This window comes from Vibrio sp. MEBiC08052 (genome assembly GCF_001506075.1).
Taxonomy (GTDB): Bacteria; Pseudomonadota; Gammaproteobacteria; order Enterobacterales; family Vibrionaceae; genus Vibrio.
Window position 1 is genome coordinate 424,888 of the sequence record NZ_KQ947476.1, and the last position, 25,417, is coordinate 450,304.

The window sequence follows — 25,417 nt, forward strand, 5'->3', positions numbered from 1 at the left end:
TACAAAACATCAACAAGCTATCTTTTCCAGCCTTTTCTGAATTTTTCCGGACTCTTTACGCAATTGCTTTTGCTGCCGGATTAATTTTTTAATCTGCTTACGGGCTTTCTTGTCTTTATGCTGTTTCTTGAATTGTTTGAGCGCTTTTTTATCCCACATCGGCATCATCATATTCAGCCGTAATGGTAACTTTTCCGAAGTTATAGATTGGTGAGATGTGGTAAGCTCAACAGGCTTGCATAAGCTAAAGCGTTGGTTTGCGCTTCTCGCGCAAGAAAGACATAAAAACTTTGGTGCACTCACCAAATGATGAATGTCTCCCAGTGTGTGCCGGATTTCACGTCGATCAAATTTACACAGGCGCTTGCTCATGCTTTATCCCAATAAAAATAATAATTATTCTTAATTAGATATACAAAGCAATCATCCGGGAATCAAGTAAAATCATCAGCCAAAACGGTCATTCCACATTGCCAGAGGTTGAACAGGCTATGCTTTCTCATCCATCGCTGCATTCACGTAAACATCAAACCGGTTTTTCTTGGTTTCAATGGTCATGGTCGGTCGCTGTTCATTGAGCCACGGCGCATAGTCGGGACGCTTGACCACCACTCGCTTTTTCGCCAAATGCAGCGCTGGTATTAACAACGCATCGGCATCGTCATCAGCCCCGACCAAAGATTGAAACACTCGCATCTCTTTCTTCACCAATGCCGTTTTCTTTTTATTCACCGGATGAGGATACATCGGATCCAGATAAACGACATCCGGCCGGATATGGTGCTCAAGATGACCCAGTGCCCGGTGACTACTCTCATGCAATAGCGTCATCCGCTCACTCACCCACGCACCGATCTCGGCATCAGCACGTGCACGTCTCAGCCCATCTTCCAATAAAGCTGCAACCACAGGGTGACGTTCTACCATCAGAACCTGACATCCTAAAGACGCCAGAACAAACGCATCGCGGCCCAGTCCGGCCGTAGCATCCAGAACAACTGGCGTTACACCTTTGTTGAGCCCGACCGCTTTCGCAATTGCCTGCCCTTTACCACCCCCGAATTTACGTCGGTGAGCAACAGCACCACCCACAAAATCAACGTAGATAGCGCCCAATTTGGGGTCATCCAGCTGACGCAGTTCCAAACGTTCTTCGGTAAGCACTAAAGCAAAGGGGCTGGCTGCGGAATGTTCAAGCTGCCATCGCTCAGCAATCGCATCCATGGTTGATTGTCCATCAAGGGACTCTGTTAACAACTGTAGTGGTAAAAAAGACATGTTCCTCTGGTCACCGCTGTGGCAATACCCATGAAATCGACTTGACGGTATACATCATTTGACTATTTGAGTGATAGAATAGCCTGATATGATAGGACTGTAATATCGATTTAACCTCTAAACCTCAGCACGTCACGAAAGACATTCCGAGGTGATCTGAGTCTATTTCCTATAAAAACATAAAAGCTCAAACAAGGAATAACCATGCATCCCAATACGGCCAAGCTAGACGATTTGGATCGTGCCATCCTAAAAATTTTAATGGATGATGCCCGAACGCCATACGCAGAAATGGCAAAGCAATTTAATGTCAGCCCGGCAACGATCCACGTTCGCATCGAAAAAATGAAAAACGCAGATATTATCCAAAAAACGGAAGTTGTCGTGAACACAAAAAAGCTGGGCTACGATGTCTGCTGTTTTATTGGTATCAATTTGAATGCCGCAAGAGACTATCATTCAGCCTTAGAAAAACTGAATGCGCTCGATGAAGTTGTCGAAGCCTATTATACGACGGGAGCATACAATATATTTGCAAAATTAATGTGTCACTCGATTGAAGAACTTCAATACGTACTCATCGACAAACTGCAAAGTATTGATGAGGTCCAATCTACTGAAACATTAATTTCATTACAAAACCCCATCAATCGAAACGTCATCCCGTGATCAACAGTATAAAAACCGGATAAATATAATTGACTTTAAATGATGCTATTTTTTACTTAGATAGTTCAGTAGCTCTTCAGCTGAAATACCTTGAGCCGCTAAATTCTTTGCCATTGATTCGACTTGCTCATATTTGCGGGATTCAATCACTTGTTCAAATTGATAAACCAAGTCACGCAATACAGGAACAGGTACTTGTTTAGCGGCACTGCGAATGCGCTCGCTACTCTGGTTGCCCAATTCACTGAGCAACTTTCCAAACATAACCTTCTCAGGTGTTTCATCAAGTTGCTCTAAAATTCGAGCCATTTCATAAGTTGTCATCGACATATGTGATTTCCAAAAAATATTATAATGTTAAAGATATGCCTAAATAATAATCGGGAGCGAACTATAAATAATAATCCGTTTCGCTAACGATTGGTTGCCATTTATTCATATAGAACATCACATCCGATGTCCTATATGAATAATGATACTTATCATACAAAATTGCGAGCCAAGCAAAAAAAGCGTAGCTTATTTCAACATAACTAACTCACGAGTAGCATTTACTATCTACTACAAAAAGGATAACAACAGATGCAAGGTCATATATCTGAACGTATATCAAATATAAGAAGCTGGCTAAAAGAAAACCAACTTGATGCGCTGATTGTTCCTCATGAGGACGAATATCTGGGAGAGTATCTACCCGTCCACAATGAACGCCTACAATGGCTGACAGGCTTTACTGGTTCTGCGGGCGTTGCCGTCGTTACCCAAGAGCATGCATCAATCTTTGTTGATGGTCGCTATACAGTCCAAGTCACCAAACAAGTGCCAGACTCAATATTTGAATATCACCATCTGATTGAAGAACCATTTCTCGATTGGATAATAGACCATCTTTCCCCAAGCAGTAAAGTCGGATTCGATCCGCGTCTTCATCGAAGTCTATGGGTAACACATACACAACAGAAAATCTCGGGGAAATTCACACTGTGTCCGCTTCAGGATAACCCAATTGATCTGTTGTGGCTGAACCGTCCAGTGCCATTTTTTTCAAAAATGTGGTTAATGGACATCAAACAATCCGGCCAGAGCAGTGAAGATAAACGACAAATCATTGCCGAAATACTTAGAAAAAAACAAGCACATTGTGCACTATTAACACAATCAGACTCGATCTGCTGGTTACTCAATATTCGCGGACAGGATATTGCCTGCCTCCCGGTACTGCTGACTCATGCCATTATCTATGACGATGCCAGTATTGATCTTTTCATCGACCCACAACGGGTGATTGAAGAATTTGAACACCACGTCGGACCGGGCGTCAGAATTTGTCCACCAGAGACACTTGAGCACTCACTGACAAACTTACAAGGAAAGCAAATTTTACTGGACCCCGACACCTGCAACGCTTGGTTCAACCTGACATTACAAAATGCAGGCGTATCCATCATCCACGGTGCCGATCCTTGTATGCTACCGAAAGCTGCGAAAAACGCCAGTGAAATCGCAGGAATGAAAGCCTGCCACATTCGCGATGGCGCAGCAATGGCGAAGTTCTTATCTTGGTTAGATCAGGAAGTTGCTCAAGGTAATATGCACAATGAAGCGACATTATCCGATCAATTGGCTGAATTCAGACAACAAGATCCAACCTTGCTCGACTTCAGCTTTAGCACCATTTCCGCAGCCGGAAGCAATGCAGCAATGTGCCATTATAATCACCTCAATCAGCCGGCTCCCGGGCAACTAACGCCGGACAGTTTCTATCTGGTTGATTCCGGTGGTCAGTATACCGATGGCACGACAGATATTACCCGAACCATCGCAATTGGTACCCCATCTCCTTTGATGAAACAGCAATTTACACTGGTTCTAAAAGGTCATATCGCACTGGCAAGCGCTCGTTTTCCACGGGGAACATCCGGACATCAGCTTGATGCACTGGCACGTCAGCACTTATGGGCTCACGGCTACGACTTCGATCATGGTACCGGTCACGGTGTCGGTCACTGTCTCAATGTTCATGAAGGACCACAGCGCATCAGTAAAGCACCGAATACTGTCGCCTTACTGCCGGGAATGGTCGTTTCCAATGAACCGGGCTATTACCGTGCAGACCAATTTGGGATTCGTATCGAAAACCTGGAATTGGTTACTCCGGTAGAAACCCAAGGTGATTTTAATGTGTTGGGATTTGAATCTTTAACACGTTGCCCGATCGACCAACGTGCAATCGATTTGTCATTACTCAACGATACCGAAATTCAGTGGCTCAATACTTATCATCAGAAAGTCTGGGATGATGTTTCACCACTGGTCAGCGGTGCCGTAAAAGAGTGGCTCAAACAAGCAACTCAACCCCTCATCTAAACATCACTTCCTCTTATCCCCTTTAAGACAAACCAGCCGACCTTATCGGCTGGTTTTCACCATATGCGCATCCGTAAGGCGCAAAATTGACACCTGTAAAAACATCTATTAGACCACTAAATAGTTTATCAGATACAACCAAAAACCTATTAGATCACTAAACAAATTAACAATTACAACCTATTGTTTTAAAGGAAAAATTATCACTATTACTAACTTTTTGATGAAAATTCGATTAAAAAAAGATTTGAAATCAAATCATTTTTTGTGTTAGTTTTTTTGTTAATTAAACGTTCAATCAAAAAAACATGGAGTCGCTATGCCTAAGGTCGGCATGCCAGATATCCGTAAACCGCAACTTGTTCAGGCAACGATGAATGTGATTGAACGAGTCGGACTACACGGGGCAAGTATCTCGCTAATCAGCAAAGAAGCAGGCGTTTCCGCTGGAATCATCAATCATTATTTCGGTGGTAAGCAAGGATTACTCGAAGAAACGATGCGCGCCATTTTACGTGAGCATTCCCGGGTGATTACCGCCGCTTTAAAACAGCTTCCGCGCCATGCCCATTACGAACGGATTAATGCCATTATTGATGGCAACTTCAACGGATTTCAGACTGAAAGTGAAGTGGTTAAAACTTGGCTGGCTTTCTGGTCCTACTCCATGCATGACCCCCAGCTCTACAGACTTCAGCGTGTGAATGAGAAACGTTTAATTTCACACCTTAAAATCGAATTAAAAACATTAATCCCTCAATCTCAAGCTTTATCTGTTGCTCACGGGATTGCCGCGCTCATTGATGGCATCTGGCTGCGAGGAGCATTGAATCCAAGAGGGATTGATGCAGCGCTTGCCAGAACAATTATTAACGATTATCTGGACAAACAGATCATATATTACAACAACTTGTAACTAGGTTAGGCCTCAAAATGAAATCACTGTATATACATGGAAAGCGATGTAGCGCCACTTCCGGAAAAACATTTACTTCGTTGAATCCAGCAACGGGAGAAGTGCTTGCTGAACTCGAACAAGCCTCAACACAAGATATTCAAGATGCCGTAGAATCAGCCAAACAGGGCTTTGCACGCTGGTCAGCCATGACCGCTGTAGAGCGCAGTCGTATTCTGCTCAAAGCCGTTGAAATTCTCCGCGAAAAAAATGATGAACTAGCCAAGTTGGAAGTGCTCGATACCGGCAAACCATTACAAGAAGCGCTTGAAGTCGATATCGTCACCGGTGCAGATGTCATCGAATACTATGCCGGACTGGCACCGACCTTAGTCGGCACACAACAACCACTGACACAAAATCAGTTCTTCTACACCCGTCAGGAACCCCTTGGTATCTGTGCCGGTATCGGTGCCTGGAACTATCCAATCCAGATTGCCATGTGGAAATCCGCACCGGCACTTGCAGCCGGCAATGCAATGATTTTCAAACCTTCAGAAGAAACACCACTGACAGCCCTTGAGCTCGCTGAGATTTATACCGAAGCGGGCATTCCCGATGGCGTATTCAATATTGTTCAGGGTGATGGTCAGGTTGGAGAGCAACTGACATCTCACCCTGACATTGCCAAGGTCTCTTTCACCGGTGAGGTCGAAACGGGCAAAAAAGTGATGGCAAACAGCGCTCAGACACTCAAGTCCGTCACGATGGAACTGGGGGGTAAGTCACCGTTACTGATTTTCGGCGATGCCCCACTTGATCAAGCAGTATCGGCGGCAATGGTCGCCAATTTCTACACTCAGGGTGAAGTCTGTACCAATGGCACACGCGTCTTTGTTCATGAGTCCATCTACGATGATTTCTTAACACAGCTCAAATCCCGCACAGAGCAATTGATTATCGGTGATCCAATGGACATAAAAACACAAGTGGGTGCACTGATTTCCAAAAAACATTGTCATCAGGTGATGGCTGCCATTGATGAAGCCCGTAACAGTGGCGCGAAGCTCCTGACCGGTGGTTTCCAAGTGACAGAGAACGGTTTGGACAAAGGTAACTTTGTTGCCCCGACCGTCTTTTATGACTGCGATGAAAGCATGGCACTGGTTCAGCATGAAATCTTCGGCCCAGTCATGGCGGTGATGAAATTCTCGAACGAAGCCGATGTGATTCAACGGGCAAATGATACGTCTTATGGACTCGCAGCCGGGGTATTCACCCGGGATATTTCCCGCGCTCACCGCATCATTCATCAGCTTCAGGCCGGTATCTGCTGGATCAATACCTGGGGTAACTCGCCGGCGGAAATGCCTGTCGGTGGATATAAAAACTCTGGGATTGGCCGGGAGAATGGCCTTGAGACACTGACTCACTACACACAAACCAAAAGTGTCTTTATCGAGTTAGGAAACTTTGAAAGCCCTTACCCGTATCAGGAGCCAACAGATGAAACAGCAGTTTGATTATATCATTGTCGGTGCCGGATCTGCCGGTTGTATACTGGCCGATCGATTAACGGAATCAGGAGAATACAATGTCCTGCTTCTCGAAGCGGGAGGCAGTGACAAAAGTATCTTCATTCAAATGCCAACGGCACTCTCTTACCCGATGAATACGCCCAAATATGCCTGGCAGTTTGAAACCGTCCCGGAAAAGGGGCTGGATGGCCGCCGACTTCACTGTCCACGCGGTAAAGTGCTTGGTGGCAGCTCGTCTATCAACGGCATGGTTTACGTGCGTGGTCATGCCTGTGACTTCGATGAATGGGAAGCTCACGGTGCAACCGGCTGGAATTATGCCAATTGCCTGCCCTATTTCAGACGCACCGAATCCTGGTCAGGCGGCGGAGATCGCTACCGAGGTCAAGATGGTCCGGTAGCAACGTGTAACGGCAACGAGATGAAACTCAACCCACTCTACAGTGCATTTATTCAGGCTGGTGTCGAGGCAGGTTACCCAGAAACGATTGACTATAACGGCTATCAGCAAGAAGGTTTCGGCCCGATGCATATGACCGTAGATCACGGTGTCCGGGCCTCAACCGCGAATGCGTATCTGAAGCGCGCATTAAAGCGCTCTAATCTGACATTGTTGAAGCATGTTGTGGCGAGAAAAATTCTGCTCGACGGCAAAAAAGCAATCGGTGTTGAATTTGAGCATCAAGGCTCCGTCAAAAACGCTTATGCCAATGTAGAAGTGATTTCATCTGCCGGTTCGGTCGGTTCGGTACAGCTTCTTCAATGTTCCGGAATCGGTCCGAGAGAAGTCTTAGAAGCCGCTGGCGTCGAAGTCAATCATGAACTCGCAGGCGTTGGCGAAAACCTTCAGGATCACCTTGAAGTCTATTTTCAGTATCAATGTAAACAGCCAATCACGCTCAACAGTAAGTTAGGCCTGATCAGTAAAGGATTGATTGGGACACAGTGGATTCTGACCCATCAAGGACTCGGTGCAACCAACCATTTTGAGTCCTGTGCCTTTATTCGTTCCAGAGCCGGACTGAAATGGCCGAATATCCAGTATCACTTCCTTCCTGCAGCGATGCGTTATGACGGTCAGGCTGCTTTTACCGGACATGGTTTTCAGGTTCACGTTGGCCCCAACAAACCAGAAAGCCGCGGAACCATCCGGATTACGGCGGCTGATCCGCACGTAAAACCAGAAATTACATTTAATTATCTGTCTACAGAACAAGATCAACAGGACTGGCGCGACTGTATCCGCCTGACCAGAGAGATCATGTCCCAACCGGCATTAGCCGCTTATCGTGGTGATGAAATCCAACCCGGCATTGATGTTGAAAGTGATGCAGCAATTGATCAATGGGTCAGAGAAAATGTCGAAAGCGCTTATCACCCATCCTGCTCCTGTAAAATGGGAAGGATTGAAGACCCAATGGCGGTCGTCGATTCTCAGTGCAAAGTTATCGGTATTGACCAGTTACGTATCGTTGATTCTTCTATTTTCCCTACGATTACCAACGGCAACTTGAATGCACCAACGATGATGGTTGCAGAACGAGCTGCTGATTTTATTTTAGGCAAAACCCCGCTCCCCAGCTCCGACGCGCCGGTATGGATTGCGAAAGACTGGCAGACAGAACAACGGACGACTCAGCCTCAACTCGCTTCTGTATCCGTACAGAAATGAAATGATGAACAAAAAGGAAATACTATGAATTTCAGAAAATGGCCTCTTATAACGAAAATTGCGGCACTTAGCCTCGGTCTATCTTGCGCTTCGCAAAGCTATGCTGCAGACACGTGTGATACTGTCCATTTTTCCGATGTGGGATGGACAGACATCACGTCAACAACCGCAGTCACAACTGAGGTATTGCATGGTCTGGGTTATCAGACCAAAACCGACCTGCTCTCCGTTCCAGTAACGTATTCTTCGATGGCAAGTGGCAACATCGATGTCTTTCTCGGTAACTGGATGCCAACCATGGAAGGCGACATTAAGAAATATCTGTCTAACGGCAGTGTCGAACAGGTTCGGGTCAACTTAAGCGGTGCAAAATATACCCTTGCCGTCCCTCAATATGTCTATGATGCAGGCGTACACAGCTTTGCTGATATTGTGAAATATGCGGATAAATTCAGAGATCGCATCTACGGTATTGAACCGGGCAACGATGGTAACCGACTGATTCAAAAGATGATCGATACTAATGCGTTTCAGTTGAAAGACTTTGATCTGGTCGAATCCAGTGAAGCTGGCATGATATCACAGGTGTCACGAGCCATCCGTCGTCATCAGTGGATTGTCTTTCTCGGCTGGGCTCCACATCCGATGAATGCGAACTTTAAAATGGCTTATCTCGATGGTGGTGACGACTATTTCGGACCGAACTATGGTGGTGCGACAATCTATACCAACGTTCGCAAGGGATATACCACAGAATGCCCGAATATCGGTAACCTACTGAAAAATTTACAGTTTAGTCTACCAATGGAAAACCGAGTTATGGATGACATCCTCAACCAAAATATGAAACCGCAACAGGCAGCAAAGTCTTGGTTGAAATCAAATTTAGATGTTTTAGATCAATGGCTTGAAGGCGTAACAACCGTGGATGGCAAACCCGGTAAAGCGGCTGTTGTTCAATACTTAAATTCTAATTCATAACCTATCCATTCATACAATACTCAATGACCGGTGCAGTTGAATCTGCGCCGGTGAGGTAAATTGGTAAATTATTGTGAATAATTTCATTACAGATTATAAAATTCCACTCGGTCAATGGATCGAGTCATTCGTGGACTGGCTCACGATTCATGCGTCCGGTTTTTTTGATGCGATTTCGTATACCCTTGAAACAGTGATTATGTTTCTGGTCGATTTTTTCCAATCCATGCCACCGTTTCTTCCTATTTTGCTCACAGCTGCACTGGCTTGGTGGCTCCATCGCCGGATATCCTTGGTGATTTTTATTGTCGCCTCTCTCTTGCTCATTCTTAACCTCGGATACTGGCAAGAAATGCTGGAAACCTTTGTACTGGTCTTTTCCGCAACCGGGATTTCAGTCTTAATGGGTGTTCCGATTGGTATTATGGCGGCTCATCGCCCTTGGTTATATACCGTGATTCGCCCTATTTTAGATCTGATGCAAACCGTGCCGACATTTGTTTACTTAATTCCGACCCTCGTCTTGTTTGGCCTTGGTGTAGTTCCCGGCTTAATCTCGACGATCATTTTTGCGATCGCATCCCCGATTCGCCTGACCTATCTGGGAATCGTTCGTGTTCCGGAAGAATTAGTCGAAGCAGGTAGAGCATTTGGTGCCAGCAATATGAAACTATTGTTTAAAGTTGAATTACCGGCAGCGATGGCCAGCATTATGGCTGGTGTGACGCAGTGCATCATGTTATCGCTCTCTATGGTTGTGATTGCAGCCTTGGTTGGTGCAGACGGTCTGGGAAAACCTGTCGTACGGGCCCTGAATACCGTGAATATTTCGCAAGGATTTGAAGCTGGCCTAGCCATTGTATTGGTTGCCATCATCCTTGATCGACTGTGCAAAACGCCGAATCAGGCCAAGGAGCAATAAGATGAATCAATTTGTAGAACATGAAGCAGCAGATGCGATTGCAATTGAAAACTTGGATGTGGTTTTTGGCCGTCACCCTAAAAAAGCAACGGCCCTCCTCGATCAAGGCAAAACGCGTCAAGAAATTATTGATGAAACCGGATTAGTCGTTGGCGTGAATAACGTCAGCCTCAAGGTGAAAGAAGGTGAAATCTGCGTGTTAATGGGATTGTCCGGTTCCGGGAAATCAAGTTTACTGCGAGCCGTTAACGGACTCAATCAAATCACCAGAGGATCCCTGAAAGTAAAACACGGTCAAGATTTTGTTGATGTTGCCAATTGTAACCGTGAAACATTACGTCATCTTCGGACACAGCGTGTTTCGATGGTGTTCCAAAAGTTTGCACTGATGCCATGGTTATCCGTGGTTGATAACGTCGCCTTCGGTCTTGAAATGCAAGGGATCTCCAAAAAAGAGCGCCGTGAACATGCGCGAGAACAACTAGAAATGGTCGGCTTAGCAGAATGGGAAAACCAGTTTCCTCATGAACTCTCCGGAGGGATGCAGCAACGTGTTGGTCTCGCACGGGCTTTTGCAATGGATAGCGATATTTTGTTAATGGACGAGCCTTTCTCAGCACTTGATCCACTCATCCGGACCCAGCTTCAAGATGAATTGCTGACCTTACAGGAAAAATTAAATAAAACGATTTTGTTTGTCAGTCATGATTTAGATGAAGCATTAAAAATTGGTAATCGCATTGCGATTATGGAATCAGGGGAGCTGATTCAACACAGTCGTCCGGAAGAGATTGTTCTGCAACCCAAAACGGACTATGTCCGTGAATTTGTTGCCCATACAAATCCATTGAATGTACTTAAGGGTCGTTCTCTGATGAAGCCAGTTGATGAACTGACACATCAGGCAGGACGCTGGCAGGTTTGCCAACAAAATGATCTATGGCTGGAAGAGCAAAACGGTAAACTGGTCGTTCAAGGCTCAGAGTCACTCAAGACTATCGAATGGAATAAGAACCTTGACATCTCCTCATTGGATAAAAATACCATTATTCTGGTTTCACCCGATATAGAAATGCGTGATGCGATTGAAATTCGCTACCATACCGGTCATCCGGTTATTTTAGTTGAGGATGGTCAGTTTGTTGGCATTCTCAGTGATGACAATTTCTATCATGCTCTGCTTGGTAAATATAATGAGGCTACCAAAGCAGCATAGGCATAGATTAATCTAAACACTGCTGTTTCGATATTTTTGACACCGCAAATGTGTCTCAGACAAGATAAATAAAGAAATAAAGAAACAAGAAGAGAAGGCTTGATCTCATCATGAAGATAAGTCTTCTCTTCTTCTTGCTTCTGTTTACTCACAAATATTCAATAAAATAGATGAGCGCGCACTAATGTTTCACGTGAAACATTGGACTGAGAGAACTAAGTCTACATCTCCGAAAACTTAGTCTTTCTAAAATTTAGTATTTATAGTGTGCTAACAGTTATTGATGGGCATCTAATAATTAATAATGGGCTTCGGATTAAACTTCTTAACCGGAAAAAACCGAGTGCCAGTCATGCCATACTGGCTCCAATCCTCTAAATATAACCGCCTGCTCCACCTCTTCAACTGAGCGATCATCGTCAATACTAAACTGCTCTAGCGCTGTTGATTGAACGGCGTACCCTCCCGGCTGTGTTTTGGACCCCGCAGAGATAGCTGTAATACCAAGTGGCACTACATTATCTCTGAAACTCGGTGATTCCCGGGTCGAAAGTGATAATTCAACTTCAGGGTTAAACAGACGAAATGCACAGATCGTTTGCACCAGTTGTCTATCCGTCATGATAGAAACAGGCTCAACACCACCGGCACATGGCCGTAAACGCGGAAAAGAAATCGAATAACGAGACTTCCAGTATGTTTTTTCCAGGTAGGCAAGATGCAGAGCGACGTGAAAAATATCCGTTCGCCAGTCATCTAACCCGATTAAAGCACCCAAACCAATTTTATCAATACCCGCTCTACCAAGCCGATCCGGTGTCAATAAGCGATATTCAAAGTCGGTCTTGTTGCCCCGCAGATGATGCTGTGCGTAGGTTGAAGGATGATAGGTCTCCTGATAAACCATCACGCCATCCAACCCTAATGCTTTCAGCCTGACATACGCTGCTTCATCCAGAGGCTGAACTTCCATTGCCAGATAGTTAAAATGCTGTTTAATCTGAGGGATCACTTGTTCGAAATACGATAGTCCAACTTTCGTCTCATGTTCACCAGTCACCAACAGAATACTGTCAAATTTCATCTGTTTAATCGCAGCAATCTCGGCCTCGATATCCTGATGATTCAGTATTTTTCGCTTGAGCCGATTCTCCATTGAAAAACCGCAGTAGGTACATGAATTAGAGCAAAGGTTAGACAGGTATAGCGGGATATAAAATCCCACCGTATTACCGAACCGTTTTCTGGTCAGCGCCATGGACTGCTGGGCCATCTGCTCAAGAAAAGGTTCTGCCGCCGGAGAAATCAACGCTTTAAAATCTTCCAATGACCGTTTGGTTTTCCCCAATGCACGCACCACATCAGCTGATGTTTTGCTATACAACGAAAGACGCACATCGTCCCAGTTGAATTGATGGAAAACGTCGAGAAAACTCATCTCACACCTCCCCTAAAAATTGAGTGAGCGGACTGGTTCCCACCGCATGAGATGATGCAACACCCCTGCCCGCTTCATAGGCAATACGTCCGGATTCAACCGCCAACTTAAATGCTTTTGCCATCATCAGCGGATCGGCTGCACTGGCAATTGCCGTGTTCACCAACACTGCATCTGCCCCCATTTCCATCGCCTGAGCCGCATGAGATGGTAGCCCAATCCCGGCATCAACCACCACGGGAACCTTGGCTTGTTCAATAATGATTTCCAGAAAAGATTCAGTGGCTAATCCCTGATTTGAACCAATCGGTGCCCCAAGCGGCATAACCGCTGCGCACCCGACCTCTTCAAGGCGTTTGCATAAAACCGGGTCCGCATGACAATAAGGCAAAACTATAAAGCCATCGTTTACCAATTGCTCTGCGGCACGCAGTGTTTCAATCGGATCCGGCAGCAAATATTTGGGATCAGGATGAATTTCGAGTTTAATCCAATGGGTTTCCAGCGCTTCTCGTGTTAAATGCGCGGCAAATATCGCCTCTTTTGCTGTCTTCGCTCCGGAAGTATTAGGCAGAAAATGTAAGTCGAGTGTCTGCAAAGGCACTAGAATATTATCATTTGCATGTTGCAGATCGATCCGTTTTAAAGCCATTGTCGTCATTTCTGAACCGGATGCTTGAATCGCTTTCACCATCATCTCCGCACTGGCAAATTTACCGGTGCCGGTGAATAAACGGGAACCGAATATTCTGTCTGCAATTTTTAGGGGGGTATTCATATCTGATGCTCCATTGTTGCGCAGTGTTTGAATTGCCATCTACTTAACCTCCGGCAATGACCTGAAAGAGCGAAATCTGATCACCATCATTGAGCATCACTTGTGACCATCGGCTTTTCGCCATCACTTGCTCATTCAGTGCAAAAACACACCCCTGTTCAGGTAAATGAAGCTGGCTGATCACTTGTACTAACGTGATACCAGCAGGAAATGTATAAACGGTTTCATTCAGTGTTATTTGTATATTCATCTCATCCACCTTTCTTACTATGACTATCTCCAATATCACACTCACCAACTGAGTCACCACACACCGGGCAATGATGATCTTTTTCATAGCGCAATGATTTCAGCCGCATCCTTCGTCCATCAAAATGAAAAAACTCAGCCATGCTGCCACTCGGGGTCAATTGTTCATTTGTATGTAAAGAAGTATGTAAAGATCGCGAATTTAAAGATTGTGAGTGTAAAGATTGGTTGGTTGTAAAAGATGAGTTCGGATGGATATCCCTGAGTAATACTTGAATCACCTGAAGTGCCTGAAGCGAGGCCATCGTTCCGACAGTCGGACCCAATACACCAGACTCATGGCATCGCTTAGGGTGATGATCTCCGGTATCACCAACTAAGCAACGATAACAGGGTGCATCTTTTGAAAAGCGATGAACGGATAACTGCCCGTCCCAGCCAATCGCGGATGCAGAGACGAGAGTTGTCTTTTGTTGATAACAGATACGATTGATTTGATGGCGGGTCGGAAAGTTGTCACTACAATCGATCACCACATCAGCTAACATCACCTCAAGCTGAAGTTGTTTATCGTCCAGTTTTTTATCAACGGTTCTGATCCGACACTGATGATTAAGTGCGCGTAGTTGGCTGGCAAGCGCACATACTTTTTGTGTACCGACATCCGCTTCCCGATAAGCAATTTGTCGATGCAAATTACTCATCTCAACCGTATCATGATCCACCAGAACTATCGAACCGATGCCCGCACCGGCAAGATACAGTGAAACATTTGTCCCTAATCCACCACAGCCAATCATCAGTACATGCTTTTTGTTCAGTTCACATTGGCCGATTTCACCAATGTCTGGCAAAGCAATCTGTCTCTGATAGCGAAGAAATGCATCATCATCGAGTAACGACATGGCCCTTCCTCCCTGACTGAGATTGTTCTTTCCTCGATAGAAACAACTGCTGAAAAGCATCAACGGCACTCGCGGTGTTTGCCGCTTGTGTCACAGCACGAACCACCGCTAGACTTGAGACGCCCTGTTCTAAAACAGTTGCGGCGTTATTTAAATCTATCCCGCCAATTGCAACCGTTGGAATCGCCAGCTGATGAGCCCGTGCAATAGAATCGACGAGCTGTTGATAAAGCCGTAGCCGAGCAAGCCCTTGCGGTTGAGAAGGCATCTGTTTGGTCGTGGTCGGGAAAATATGTCCTAGGGCGATATAACTTGGATGAAGTTGTTGTGCCTTGAGAATTTCCCAGTAACCATGAGTTGAAATACCTAAACAAATGCCAGCATGATGCAGCGCCTGAATATCGGCGGTGTGTAAATCTTCTTGTCCCAGATGAACACCAAAAGCCTGATATTGAATCGCCAGTTGCCAATAATCATTAATGAAAACTTGTGCTTGATATGTTCTCCCCAGCGAGACCGCTTGTTTAATTTGCTGCTCAAGGTCAGGCTGATGTGGATTTTTAATCCGTAACTGAATCGTCTTCACCCCTAACCGGAGTAATTTATCTACCCATATCACATCATCAACTACCGGGTAGAGTGACAAATCTTCAATATGAACGGCTTTAAATTGAGATCGCTGTGTCAGTTGATGTGAATCAGACAAAGGTTGATGTGAGTCAGACACCGATAGCCCACTGACTGAAGAGACAACCGGAAATGCATGCCCATCTCGGGGCCATGTTTCACGTGAAACATTCATGGAAGCCCGAGCAATGATCAGAGCATCTTCAAGCGGAAAGTCTAAAACCAGAGCGCCAATCAACCAGGCTAAATGCTTCGCAACAAATGCATGTTGAGAGTCATCAGAGCGAGTCGTTTCAGAATCTAAAACTTCCGGCGCTAACACCGTGGAAAACGTAGCAGAGGAAAGCGAACGAACCTCATTCCCCACCCGCCATAATTCAGAGTGTGGCGCATCTGGTTGTGGTGAAGACGCGACAACAATATGAGCGGCCATTCCCGCTTTTGCCTTTGCCTGTTGTTCATCTTGTTGAGCCCACAGATGATCACCATCACCCATGAGTTCACAACCATGGATTTGCTCACAATAGCTTATATGATAGTGCTGCTGAATATCTTGCTGCTGGGCAAAAGTCATCATTTGCTGCTGCTCAACAGCCATTAGTACGACGCTTTTATTTCTCAGCTCATCTTGCTTTAAACGAACGTACAATCCACGGTGATGCGAGTCAGCATCAAACAAGAAATTCTGCTCCGGCCCGGCAAGTCCTACCGACTGTGCCATATTTAACACCCGGTGAAGGTTGACCTTCACCGATGCGAGCAGATCGGTCGTGCAAAAGACCTCTGCGATACTTAGCCCAATCATCCTACTCCTCCTGATCAGCATCCTGAGCTAAGCGATATAGTGCTGAACCTTGCGCTTTAAACTCCTGAGATTTTTGTTTCATACCTGCCAATCGTTCATCATCTGACGGGTTGGTTACCATCTGAATATTTACAGAATGATCATGCTCGGAGTGACTATCCTGTTGCGCTTTTGCATACTCACGAACTTCCTGAGAGATCTTCATTGAGCAGAATTTAGGACCGCACATTGAACAGAAATGAGCGACTTTTCCCGATTCTTGAGGCAGCGTTTGATCATGGTAAGTGCGGGCCGTGACCGGATCTAAAGACAGATTAAACTGGTCTTCCCAACGGAATTCAAACCGTGCTTTCGATAAAGCATTATCTCTGACTTGAGCACCGGGATGCCCTTTCGCTAAATCAGCAGCATGGGCAGCAAGCTTGTAGGTAATTAATCCCGTTTTCACATCTTCTTTATTCGGCAGACCAAGATGTTCTTTAGGGGTGACATAACAAAGCATCGCACAGCCGTACCAACCGATCATAGCCGCACCAATCCCAGAGGTAATGTGGTCGTATCCGGGCGCAATATCGGTTGTCAGCGGGCCTAAGGTATAGAACGGTGCTTCCGAGCAATGCCGTAGTTGCTCTTCCATATTCTCTTTGACTAAATGCATTGGCACATGTCCGGGGCCTTCAATCATGACCTGAACATCATATTCCCATGCAATTTTGGTCAGTTCTCCGAGAGTTCTGAGTTCAGAGAATTGGGCTTCGTCATTGGCATCAGCCACGGAGCCGGGCCGGAGTCCATCCCCTAAAGAGAGTGAGACATCATACTGGGCACAGATCTCACAAATGTCCCGGAAATGGGTATACAGAAAGTTTTCTTCATGATGTGCCAGACACCATTTCGCGATGATAGAACCACCGCGGGAAACAATTCCCGTCACCCGCTTAGCGGTCATAGGGACATAGCGCAACAGTACACCGGCATGAATCGTAAAGTAATCGACCCCCTGCTCCGCCTGCTCAATCAACGTGTCACGCATGACCTCCCAAGTCAGATTTTCGGCAACGCCATTAACTTTTTCCAGAGCTTGGTACATCGGTACAGTACCGATAGGAACCGGACTATTGCGTAGAATCCATTCTCTCGTTTCATGTATATTGCGCCCAGTGGAGAGATCCATCACCGTATCAGCACCCCAGCGGGTAGACCAAACTAACTTCTCAACTTCCTCTTCAATCGAGGATGTAACGGATGAATTACCAATATTGGCATTCACTTTGACTAAAAAGTTACGCCCGATAATCATCGGCTCAGATTCGGGATGGTTGATATTTGCCGGAATAATCGCTCGCCCTTCTGCGACCTCGCGTCGGACAAATTCAGCGGTGATAACTTCCGGCATATGGGCACCGAAACTTTCTCCGGGATGCTGTAAGTTCAATTGCTCATCACGATACTGCTGACGCTGCATATTCTCACGAATCGCAATAAACTCCATTTCAGGCGTCACGATGCCACGCCGGGCATAATGAAGCTGGGTGACACAATGACCGGGCAGAGCTTTACGAATGAGCGGTAAATGACCGTATCGCAAAGAGTCGAGCGTTGTATCCGCCAAACGCTCACGCGCATAATCAGAGGTCATCTGCTCCAGCATTGCTGTGTCAGACCGCTCTTCGATCCATGGCTGTCTCAAGGCCGGTAATCCTCGATACACATCGATTGTATAGTGCGGGTCGGTATACACGCCTGAAGTATCGTAGACACAAATCGGTTCGTTAGGTTCATAGACAGGGCTATCCTTCGAGTGACCGACCAGGCTATCGGCAAGCTGGATAGCTCGCATCGGTACCCGGATATCTTCCCGCGAACCCTGTAGATAAATTTTGCTTGAATTGGGATAAGGTGTTGACTGGATATTTTCAATAAACTGCTTTGCTTCCAGTCTGGATTGTTTACGGCTCGACATGCATTTTTCTCCAGTAAATGGTTAAGAAATAAATGCTTGACGGAAGGACGCATAGACAAGAGGTGAAAATCGATTATCGCGTGATGAGGAAAAGCGACATACAGAAAGATTTTCGGACAATAGAGAGGCTGTGGTGAAATGTAATATAGCCTGAATATTCTCTCTTGTTCCCTTCGCAGGTATTAACCTGATCAGGTTCAACGGATCCCGAATGAACGGTCTCAGCCTTTTGGCACTCCGACAAGTATCAACATTATAGAGAATGGATTTTATTAAACAAAGTAAAAAAAATATTTAACTCTTTGTGATCAGTTGAAAACCAACCCACGCAGCAGAAATACTCAAAGTAACGTTCAACAGGATATTGAGACCAAACTTAATAAATGCGCCTTGCTGCATCAATAAAACGTTATCCATAGAGAAAGTAGAAAAAGTCGTCAAAGCGCCTAAGAATCCTAACCCAATGATTTGACGCCATGGTTCAACGGAAATCAATTGTCCCTGAATAGCCGCAATTAAAAGCCCCATCACAAATGAGCCTAAAATATTTACGGTCAGGGTTCCATAAGGAAAACCTTTACCGAACAGAAACACACAAAGTTCTGAAATCAAATACCGGGAGCAAGCACCAAAAGCGCCCCCAAAAGCAATAAAGCCCAGAATAGAGAACTGACTCATCATCATTTCCTCAAAAAAATCCCCAAATACAACCTTTCTTAATTAAAAAATACGAGTATCAAAGGTCATACAAATTCACACAATGAAAAAGTTACAGGAGTCACTTTATGTCAAAATCCTTCACTTAATCCGATTTTACATACCCATCAAGTATCATATTATGGTTCATGTCTGATACGGGCACCCAGCTCATACGAGTATCGGTATAGAGTAGCACTTGCTTCAATATCCGCTGTTCAGGGAGATGAATAGAATAATGATGGTACTGTGTGACATGAAGAAGATCAAAAATATAAATTCAGTTGGGAGTGAAACGGTTGAGGACAATGCTTGGCATTTATCGTTTACCAAACTCATTCATTCCTCAACCTTATAGAAGAGAGAGTATCGTTCCGTCAGAGTAATTGACTCTGTGATTCCAAGCTGAGATTTAAGACATCAAATTCCTATTCAGCCTGACCCAGTATAAGCTGATCCCCTTCCCAGAAAATCTGTTTCATACGGGTATGACGGTTGGGATCCCATAACGGGTCACCTTCAATCTCCGTATAATCACGGGCGTGATACACCAAAATATCATTGCCCTGCTCATCTTTGGTAAAGCAGCTGTGTCCGGGACCAAAAACACCTTCGTCGGCGTTGGTCACAAAAACCGGCTGTGGCGATTTGTACCAATTTGCAGGGTCAAGTAAATCTGTATCCTCATCAGCTTGCAAAAGCCCCATACAATAACGTTCATCGGTCGCACTGGCAGAATATGTCAGCCAGACTTTTCCGTGACTAATCAGGATGTACGGGCCTTCATTAACCATGAAACCTTGAGTTTCCCAATCAAACTCAGGTATCGATAAACGACTGGCGGGTAATTTTAGTGTTGTCGGTGACAACATTTCAGCAATGTATAAATTGGAATTACCGGCTATCGTTTGTTCTTTCTGTGCCCAGACATAATACCGCGTTCCTCGGTGTTCAAATGTCGTTGCATCGAGACAAAATGAATCGATGCCAGAATCGATCTGTCCACAAAACGTCCATGGTTGCGCCAGCGGGTTTTCCCCAGCACAATGAATGGCATACATGCGATGCTGAAATAAACCATCCTTTATTTCCCGGCTGGGCGCGGCAGCAAAGTAGATATACCAACTACCGTCAATCGCGTGGATCTCCGGTGCCCAGATTAAGTCGGAGTAAGGGCCATGATCCGGCTTGTGCCAAACCGTCACGACTTCATTCGTTTCTGCCAGACCGGCCAGCGTTTTTGCTCTTCTCAGCTCAATACGATCATATTCAGGGACCGATGCCGTGAAATAATAGTATCCATCATGATGAAGATAGACATGTGGATCGGCTCGCTGTTCAATAACTGGGTTTTTTATCTTAAATACCATGGAATAACCTCATTTTGCCGGAACAGATAGCGGTGTTTTATCATGCACATGATCGATACCATCACTCATCGCTTTGCTGTCTGCCCCTTGATGAATCATTACGGTGTAATAGCTGTCTGTCACTTTATATCTGAACATCAAAAGCCCCATGAGCAGATGGAATATACCGGGAATGAGGGTGAGCATTAAAGCAATCCCAGTTAATGTAAAGCTCGACTGTGCCTGATTCGGTGCATAATCAAAGAAAGTCAGTAACCATCCGACAATCGCACCGGCAATCCCCATTCCAAATTTTTGACAGAATGAAATACCGCCAAACGATAAACCAGAGACTCGTTGACCCAATTTAAATTCACCATAATCAACCGCTTCAGCAATCGCTGACCAGAAAACAGGCGCGTGTAAATCAACAATGAAAGAAAGCAGGAAATAGAGAAAAAAAGCGAGGACGAAATCAGACGGCCCGACAGAAAAATAGAGCACAGCGCTCAGGATCATCACAGCAATCTGACTGTAACGGAATAGTTTAATCTTACAGTAGTATTTCGTTATCCAAGTTGACGCCACCATCGCCAGAATCGCAGCGATAACCCCTGTCGCAAGGAATGCAGAAATCGTCGCAGCATCTCCTCCCAGATAATATTTGGCATAATACGCAGCAACCGACCCTCGCACGGTGTAACCAACCGTACCGGTGATACAAACCATACATAAAATGACCCACTGATCATTGCTGATGAGAGATTTCAGTTGCTGAGTAAATGGTTTTTTATCGATGACATAGTCGATACGCTCCGTCGTCGTAAAATAGCAAAATAAGAACAACAGTGTCCCCATGAAAGCCATTAATCCCATCGCATACTGATAGCCTAATTGAATATTTTCACTCCCCCACCTTTCAGAGAGTAAGGGAACAATAATGGTCACCAGAAACGCAGCAATTTTGGCAAAGAATAGCCGATATCCGTTGGCTGATAGCTTCTCTTTCGGATCATCGGTAAGCACACTGATTAAAGAAATATACGGAATCGTGACAGCGGTAAACATCACCGTCACAAAAATATAGGTCGCATAGGCATAGGCTAATTTCCCGTTGTAATCCAAATCTGGCGTACTAAAGGTTAAGAACACTGAAATGCCAAAGGGGATTGATAAAAACAGCATATAAGGACGATAGCGCCCCCAACGGGTATTCACTTTATCCGTAATCATCCCCATGATAGGGTCGGTCACCGCATCAATCAAACGAACAACAATGAATAACATCGCCAGATCACTGGCTTTAAGGCCAAAGATATCGGTATAAAAAAATGTGATAATCAGCATCATTGATGAAATCACCACATTAACAGCCATATCCCCTGAGCCAAATCCAACTTTCTCAAGCACAGAGAGTTTGAACTTATACATAGTCATAGACCTCGTTCAGATAGAAATAAAATCAGGTATCTTCGTCATTTCGACCCCGAATTATTATCTGAATAATGAATGCTATCAGCTGCATAATATGCAGATTCTATAAATCAGCGGATATGTCCATCGATATAGCTATTCTTACTAAAACGAATCTTTTTATATCATTATTGTTATTGAAATAGTGTTCTTGGCTTCAGCAGTAATGTGCCAGCCTCTATGTAATCCTCTTCTATAGAACGGCTAAGCCATCATCTAAACGCAAAAAGCCCCAGTCTTTCGACTGAGGCTCAATAATTGGAATAAAACGATATTTTTAAATAAACAAACCGGAATCAATCTCTCCGCCAGATACGAAAAAACCCCAGCATTGCTGCTGAGGTCTTCAAATCAGTGGCGGAGCGGACGGGACTCGAACCCGCGACCCCCGGCGTGACAGGCCGGTATTCTAACCAACTGAACTACCGCTCCACTAAATTTTTTACTAGATAAAGTCTTATTTATTAAATGCTTTATTTAGTTTTGCCTTCAGATTTTTCAAAATCTGAAAACAAGGAAGCAAGCCTGGCGATGTCCTACTCTCACATGGGGAGACCCCACACTACCATCGGCGCTGTTTCGTTTCACGACTGAGTTCGGCATGGAATCAGGTGGGTCCAAAACGCTATCGTCGCCAAGCAAATTCTTAAAATTCGGAAAGCTGTTTTTGTTCTCTACACAATCAAATTATTCCTACTGAGCCACAAAACCCCTTCGGTGTTGTATGGTTAAGTCTCACGGGCAATTAGTACAGGTTAGCTCAACGCCTCACAGCGCTTACACACCCTGCCTATCAACGTTCTAGTCTCGAACAACCCTTCAGGACAGTTAAACTGCCAGGGAGAACTCATCTCAAGGCTCGCTTCCCGCTTAGATGCTTTCAGCGGTTATCGATCCCGAACTTAGCTACCGGGCAATGCGATTGGCATCACAACCCGAACACCAGAGGTTCGTCCACTCCGGTCCTCTCGTACTAGGAGCAGCCCCTTTCAATTCTCCAACGCCCACGGCAGATAGGGACCGAACTGTCTCACGACGTTCTAAACCCAGCTCGCGTACCACTTTAAATGGCGAACAGCCATACCCTTGGGACCGACTTCAGCCCCAGGATGTGATGAGCCGACATCGAGGTGCCAAACACCGCCGTCGATATGAACTCTTGGGCGGTATCAGCCTGTTATCCCCGGAGTACCTTTTATCCGTTGAGCGATTGGCCCTTCCATTCAGAACCACCGGATCACTATGACCTGCTTTCGCACCTGCTCGAGCCGTCACTCTCGCAGTTAAGCGGGCTTATGCCATTGCACTAACCTCACGATGTCCAACCGTGATTAGCCCACCTTCGTGCTCCTCCGTTACTCTTTGGGAGGAGACCGCCCCAGTCAAACTACCCACCAGGCACTGTCCTCACCCCGGATAACGGGGCCAAGTTAGAACATCAAACATACAAGGGTGGTATTTCAAGGTCGGCTCCACAATCACTAGCGTGACTGCTTCAAAGCCTCCCACCTATCCTACACATGTAGGCTCAATGTTCAGTGCCAAGCTGTAGTAAAGGTTCACGGGGTCTTTCCGTCTAGCCGCGGGTACACTGCATCTTCACAGCGATTTCAATTTCACTGAGTCTCGGGTGGAGACAGCGTGGCCATCATTACGCCATTCGTGCAGGTCGGAACTTACCCGACAAGGAATTTCGCTACCTTAGGACCGTTATAGTTACGGCCGCCGTTTACCGGGGCTTCGATCAAGAGCTTCGCCTAAGCTAACCCCATCAATTAACCTTCCGGCACCGGGCAGGCGTCACACCGTATACGTCATCTTACGATTTTGCACAGTGCTGTGTTTTTAATAAACAGTTGCAGCCACCTGGTATCTGCGACTCTCATCAGCTCCATCCGCAAGGGACTTCACCAGCAAGAGCGTACCTTCTCCCGAAGTTACGGTACCATTTTGCCTAGTTCCTTCACCCGAGTTCTCTCAAGCGCCTTGGTATTCTCTACCCGACCACCTGTGTCGGTTTGGGGTACGATTTCTTGTGAACTGAAGCTTAGAGGCTTTTCCCGGAAGCATGGCATCAATGACTTCATCACCGTAGTGACTCGACATCGTGTCTCAGCCTATCGTAGAGCCGGATTTGCCTAACTCTACAGCCTACGCACTTGAACCTGGACAACCGTCGCCAGGCCCACCTAGCCTTCTCCGTCCCCCCATCGCATTCACAACAAGTACGGGAATATTAACCCGTTTCCCATCGACTACGCCTTTCGGCCTCGCCTTAGGGGTCGACTCACCCTGCCCCGATTAACGTTGGACAGGAACCCTTGGTCTTCCGGCGGGGAGGTTTTTCACCCCCCTTGTCGTTACTCATGTCAGCATTCGCACTTCTGATACCTCCAGCAGACTTTACAATCCACCTTCAACGGCTTACAGAACGCTCCCCTACCCAATATGATAAATCATATTGCCGCAGCTTCGGTTTACAGCTTAGCCCCGTTACATCTTCCGCGCAGGCCGACTCGACTAGTGAGCTATTACGCTTTCTTTAAATGATGGCTGCTTCTAAGCCAACATCCTAGCTGTCTGAGCCTTCCCACATCGTTTCCCACTTAGCTGTAATTTGGGACCTTAGCTGGCGGTCTGGGTTGTTTCCCTCTCCACGACGGACGTTAGCACCCGCCGTGTGTCTGGATAGTACTTACTGGTATTCGGAGTTTGCAAAGGGTTGGTAAGTCGGGATGACCCCCTAGCCTTAACAGTGCTCTACCCCCAGTAGTATTCGTCCGAGGCGCTACCTAAATAGCTTTCGGGGAGAACCAGCTATCTCCGAGTTTGATTGGCCTTTCACCCCTAGCCACAAGTCATCCGCTAATTTTTCAACATTAGTCGGTTCGGTCCTCCAGTTGATGTTACTCAACCTTCAACCTGCCCATGGCTAGATCACTCGGTTTCGGGTCTATATCCAGAGACTAAACGCGCAGTTAACACTCGCTTTCGCTACGGCTCCCCTAATCGGTTAACCTTGCCACTGAATATAAGTCGCTGACCCATTATACAAAAGGTACGCAGTCACCCCATAAAAGAGGCTCCTACTGCTTGTACGTACACGGTTTCAGGTTCTATTTCACTCCCCTCACAGGGGTTCTTTTCGCCTTTCCCTCACGGTACTGGTTCACTATCGGTCAGTCAGGAGTATTTAGCCTTGGAGGATGGTCCCCCCATCTTCAGACAGGATATCACGTGTCCCGCCTTACTCGTTTTCACTTAAACAACGCCTTCGGTTACGGGGCTATCACCCTCTCTCGCGTGCCTTTCCAGACACTTCACCTAACGCTGTAAAAGCTTAAGGGCTAGTCCGATTTCGCTCGCCGCTACTTTCGGAATCTCGATTGATTTCTTTTCCTCGGGGTACTTAGATGTTTCAGTTCTCCCGGTTCGCCTCATTAACCTATGAATTCAGTTAATGATAACTGCTGCTGCAGTTGGGTTTCCCCATTCGGAAATCGCAGACTCAAGTGGCTCTTACTGCCTCATCTACGCTTATCGCAAGTTAGTACGTCCTTCATCGCCTCTGACTGCCAAGGCATCCACCGTGTACG

The 25,417-nt window shown here is 45.8% G+C and carries 20 protein-coding genes, 1 tRNA gene, 2 rRNA genes and 1 riboswitch; of the genes, 8 read left to right on the plus strand and 15 right to left on the minus strand.

Annotation, left to right across the window (positions count from 1 at the left end; translation table 11 throughout):
* Positions 1–9 precede the first annotated feature (9 nt).
* Positions 10–372: a hypothetical protein gene (locus VRK_RS21175; RefSeq protein ID WP_157372041.1), complete on the minus strand. Its 363-nt coding sequence runs from the start codon at positions 370–372 to the stop codon at positions 10–12.
* 117 nt (positions 373–489) lie between these two features.
* A complete protein-coding gene (locus VRK_RS19305; RefSeq protein ID WP_197413197.1) occupies positions 490–1,224 on the minus strand; it encodes a class I SAM-dependent methyltransferase in 735 nt (244 codons plus the stop codon).
* Positions 1,225–1,482: 258 nt separating this feature from the next.
* On the opposite strand from VRK_RS19305, the gene asnC reads away from it, so the two are divergent.
* Complete coding sequence (gene asnC / locus VRK_RS19310; RefSeq protein WP_038185337.1) at positions 1,483–1,947, plus strand: transcriptional regulator AsnC; 465 nt, start codon at positions 1,483–1,485, stop codon at positions 1,945–1,947.
* A 45-nt stretch (positions 1,948–1,992) separates the two neighbouring features.
* Here asnC and tsrA read toward each other — a convergent pair whose 3' ends face one another.
* The gene (gene tsrA, locus VRK_RS19315; RefSeq protein ID WP_059123126.1) at positions 1,993–2,277 is read right to left on the minus strand and encodes an H-NS-like global regulator TsrA; all 285 of its coding nucleotides are present in this window, start codon (positions 2,275–2,277) and stop codon (positions 1,993–1,995) included.
* Positions 2,278–2,529: 252 nt separating this feature from the next.
* On the opposite strand from tsrA, the gene VRK_RS19320 reads away from it, so the two are divergent.
* From VRK_RS19320 to choV, 7 genes are all read left to right on the plus strand, one after another.
* Positions 2,530–4,314: an aminopeptidase P family protein gene (locus tag VRK_RS19320; RefSeq protein WP_059123127.1), complete on the plus strand. Its 1,785-nt coding sequence runs from the start codon at positions 2,530–2,532 to the stop codon at positions 4,312–4,314.
* A 319-nt stretch (positions 4,315–4,633) separates the two neighbouring features.
* Positions 4,634–5,230, plus strand: a complete 597-nt coding sequence (betI, locus tag VRK_RS19325; RefSeq protein ID WP_059123128.1) for a transcriptional regulator BetI — start codon at positions 4,634–4,636, stop codon at positions 5,228–5,230.
* Between the two features lie 17 nt (positions 5,231–5,247).
* Positions 5,248–6,732 carry a betaine-aldehyde dehydrogenase gene (gene betB, locus VRK_RS19330; protein ID WP_059123129.1) on the plus strand — a complete coding sequence of 495 codons (1,485 nt, stop codon included), beginning with the start codon at positions 5,248–5,250 and terminating at the stop codon, positions 6,730–6,732.
* Complete coding sequence (betA, locus tag VRK_RS19335; protein ID WP_059123130.1) at positions 6,716–8,419, plus strand: choline dehydrogenase; 1,704 nt, start codon at positions 6,716–6,718, stop codon at positions 8,417–8,419. Before betB ends, betA begins: the two co-directional genes overlap by 17 nt.
* A 24-nt stretch (positions 8,420–8,443) precedes the next feature.
* Positions 8,444–9,400: a choline ABC transporter substrate-binding protein gene (locus VRK_RS19340; protein WP_059123131.1), complete on the plus strand. Its 957-nt coding sequence runs from the start codon at positions 8,444–8,446 to the stop codon at positions 9,398–9,400.
* Between the two features lie 73 nt (positions 9,401–9,473).
* Entirely contained in the window at positions 9,474–10,322 is an 849-nt protein-coding gene (choW, locus tag VRK_RS19345) for a choline ABC transporter permease subunit (protein ID WP_059123132.1), read from the plus strand.
* 1 nt (position 10,323) lies between these two features.
* Positions 10,324–11,538: a choline ABC transporter ATP-binding protein gene (gene choV / locus VRK_RS19350; RefSeq protein ID WP_059123133.1), complete on the plus strand. Its 1,215-nt coding sequence runs from the start codon at positions 10,324–10,326 to the stop codon at positions 11,536–11,538.
* Between the two features lie 325 nt (positions 11,539–11,863).
* Here choV and thiH read toward each other — a convergent pair whose 3' ends face one another.
* The 12 genes from thiH to VRK_RS19410 all read right to left on the minus strand — a co-directional run bounded on the left by thiH (position 11,864) and on the right by VRK_RS19410 (position 25,417).
* Complete coding sequence (thiH, locus tag VRK_RS19355) at positions 11,864–12,976, minus strand: 2-iminoacetate synthase ThiH (protein WP_059123134.1); 1,113 nt, start codon at positions 12,974–12,976, stop codon at positions 11,864–11,866.
* Position 12,977: 1 nt separating this feature from the next.
* Positions 12,978–13,754, minus strand: coding sequence for a thiazole synthase (locus tag VRK_RS19360; protein WP_059123236.1), 777 nt, complete (start codon positions 13,752–13,754; stop codon positions 12,978–12,980).
* A 43-nt stretch (positions 13,755–13,797) separates the two neighbouring features.
* Positions 13,798–14,004, minus strand: a complete 207-nt coding sequence (gene thiS / locus VRK_RS19365; protein WP_059123135.1) for a sulfur carrier protein ThiS — start codon at positions 14,002–14,004, stop codon at positions 13,798–13,800.
* Position 14,005: 1 nt separating this feature from the next.
* A complete protein-coding gene (locus VRK_RS19370; protein WP_059123136.1) occupies positions 14,006–14,908 on the minus strand; it encodes a HesA/MoeB/ThiF family protein in 903 nt (300 codons plus the stop codon).
* The gene (gene thiE, locus VRK_RS19375) at positions 14,892–16,340 is read right to left on the minus strand and encodes a thiamine phosphate synthase (RefSeq protein WP_059123137.1); all 1,449 of its coding nucleotides are present in this window, start codon (positions 16,338–16,340) and stop codon (positions 14,892–14,894) included. The genes VRK_RS19370 and thiE overlap by 17 nt, the downstream gene beginning before the upstream one ends.
* Before the next feature lies 1 nt (position 16,341).
* Positions 16,342–18,303, minus strand: a complete 1,962-nt coding sequence (gene thiC, locus VRK_RS19380) for a phosphomethylpyrimidine synthase ThiC (RefSeq protein ID WP_059123138.1) — start codon at positions 18,301–18,303, stop codon at positions 16,342–16,344.
* Positions 18,304–18,454: 151 nt separating this feature from the next.
* Positions 18,455–18,553, minus strand: a riboswitch (TPP riboswitch).
* Positions 18,554–18,597: 44 nt separating this feature from the next.
* On the minus strand, positions 18,598–18,981 hold the full coding sequence (crcB, locus tag VRK_RS19385; protein WP_059123139.1) for a fluoride efflux transporter CrcB: 384 nt from the start codon (positions 18,979–18,981) through the stop codon (positions 18,598–18,600).
* 446 nt (positions 18,982–19,427) lie between these two features.
* Positions 19,428–20,369, minus strand: coding sequence for a glycoside hydrolase family 43 protein (locus VRK_RS19390; protein WP_059123140.1), 942 nt, complete (start codon positions 20,367–20,369; stop codon positions 19,428–19,430).
* Between the two features lie 9 nt (positions 20,370–20,378).
* Complete coding sequence (locus VRK_RS19395; protein WP_059123141.1) at positions 20,379–21,779, minus strand: MFS transporter; 1,401 nt, start codon at positions 21,777–21,779, stop codon at positions 20,379–20,381.
* A 397-nt stretch (positions 21,780–22,176) separates the two neighbouring features.
* A tRNA-Asp gene (locus VRK_RS19400) sits at positions 22,177–22,253 on the minus strand.
* A 91-nt stretch (positions 22,254–22,344) separates the two neighbouring features.
* Positions 22,345–22,460: ribosomal RNA gene (rrf, locus tag VRK_RS19405) — 5S ribosomal RNA — on the minus strand.
* A gap of 85 nt (positions 22,461–22,545) precedes the next feature.
* Positions 22,546–25,417, minus strand: a 23S ribosomal RNA gene (locus VRK_RS19410).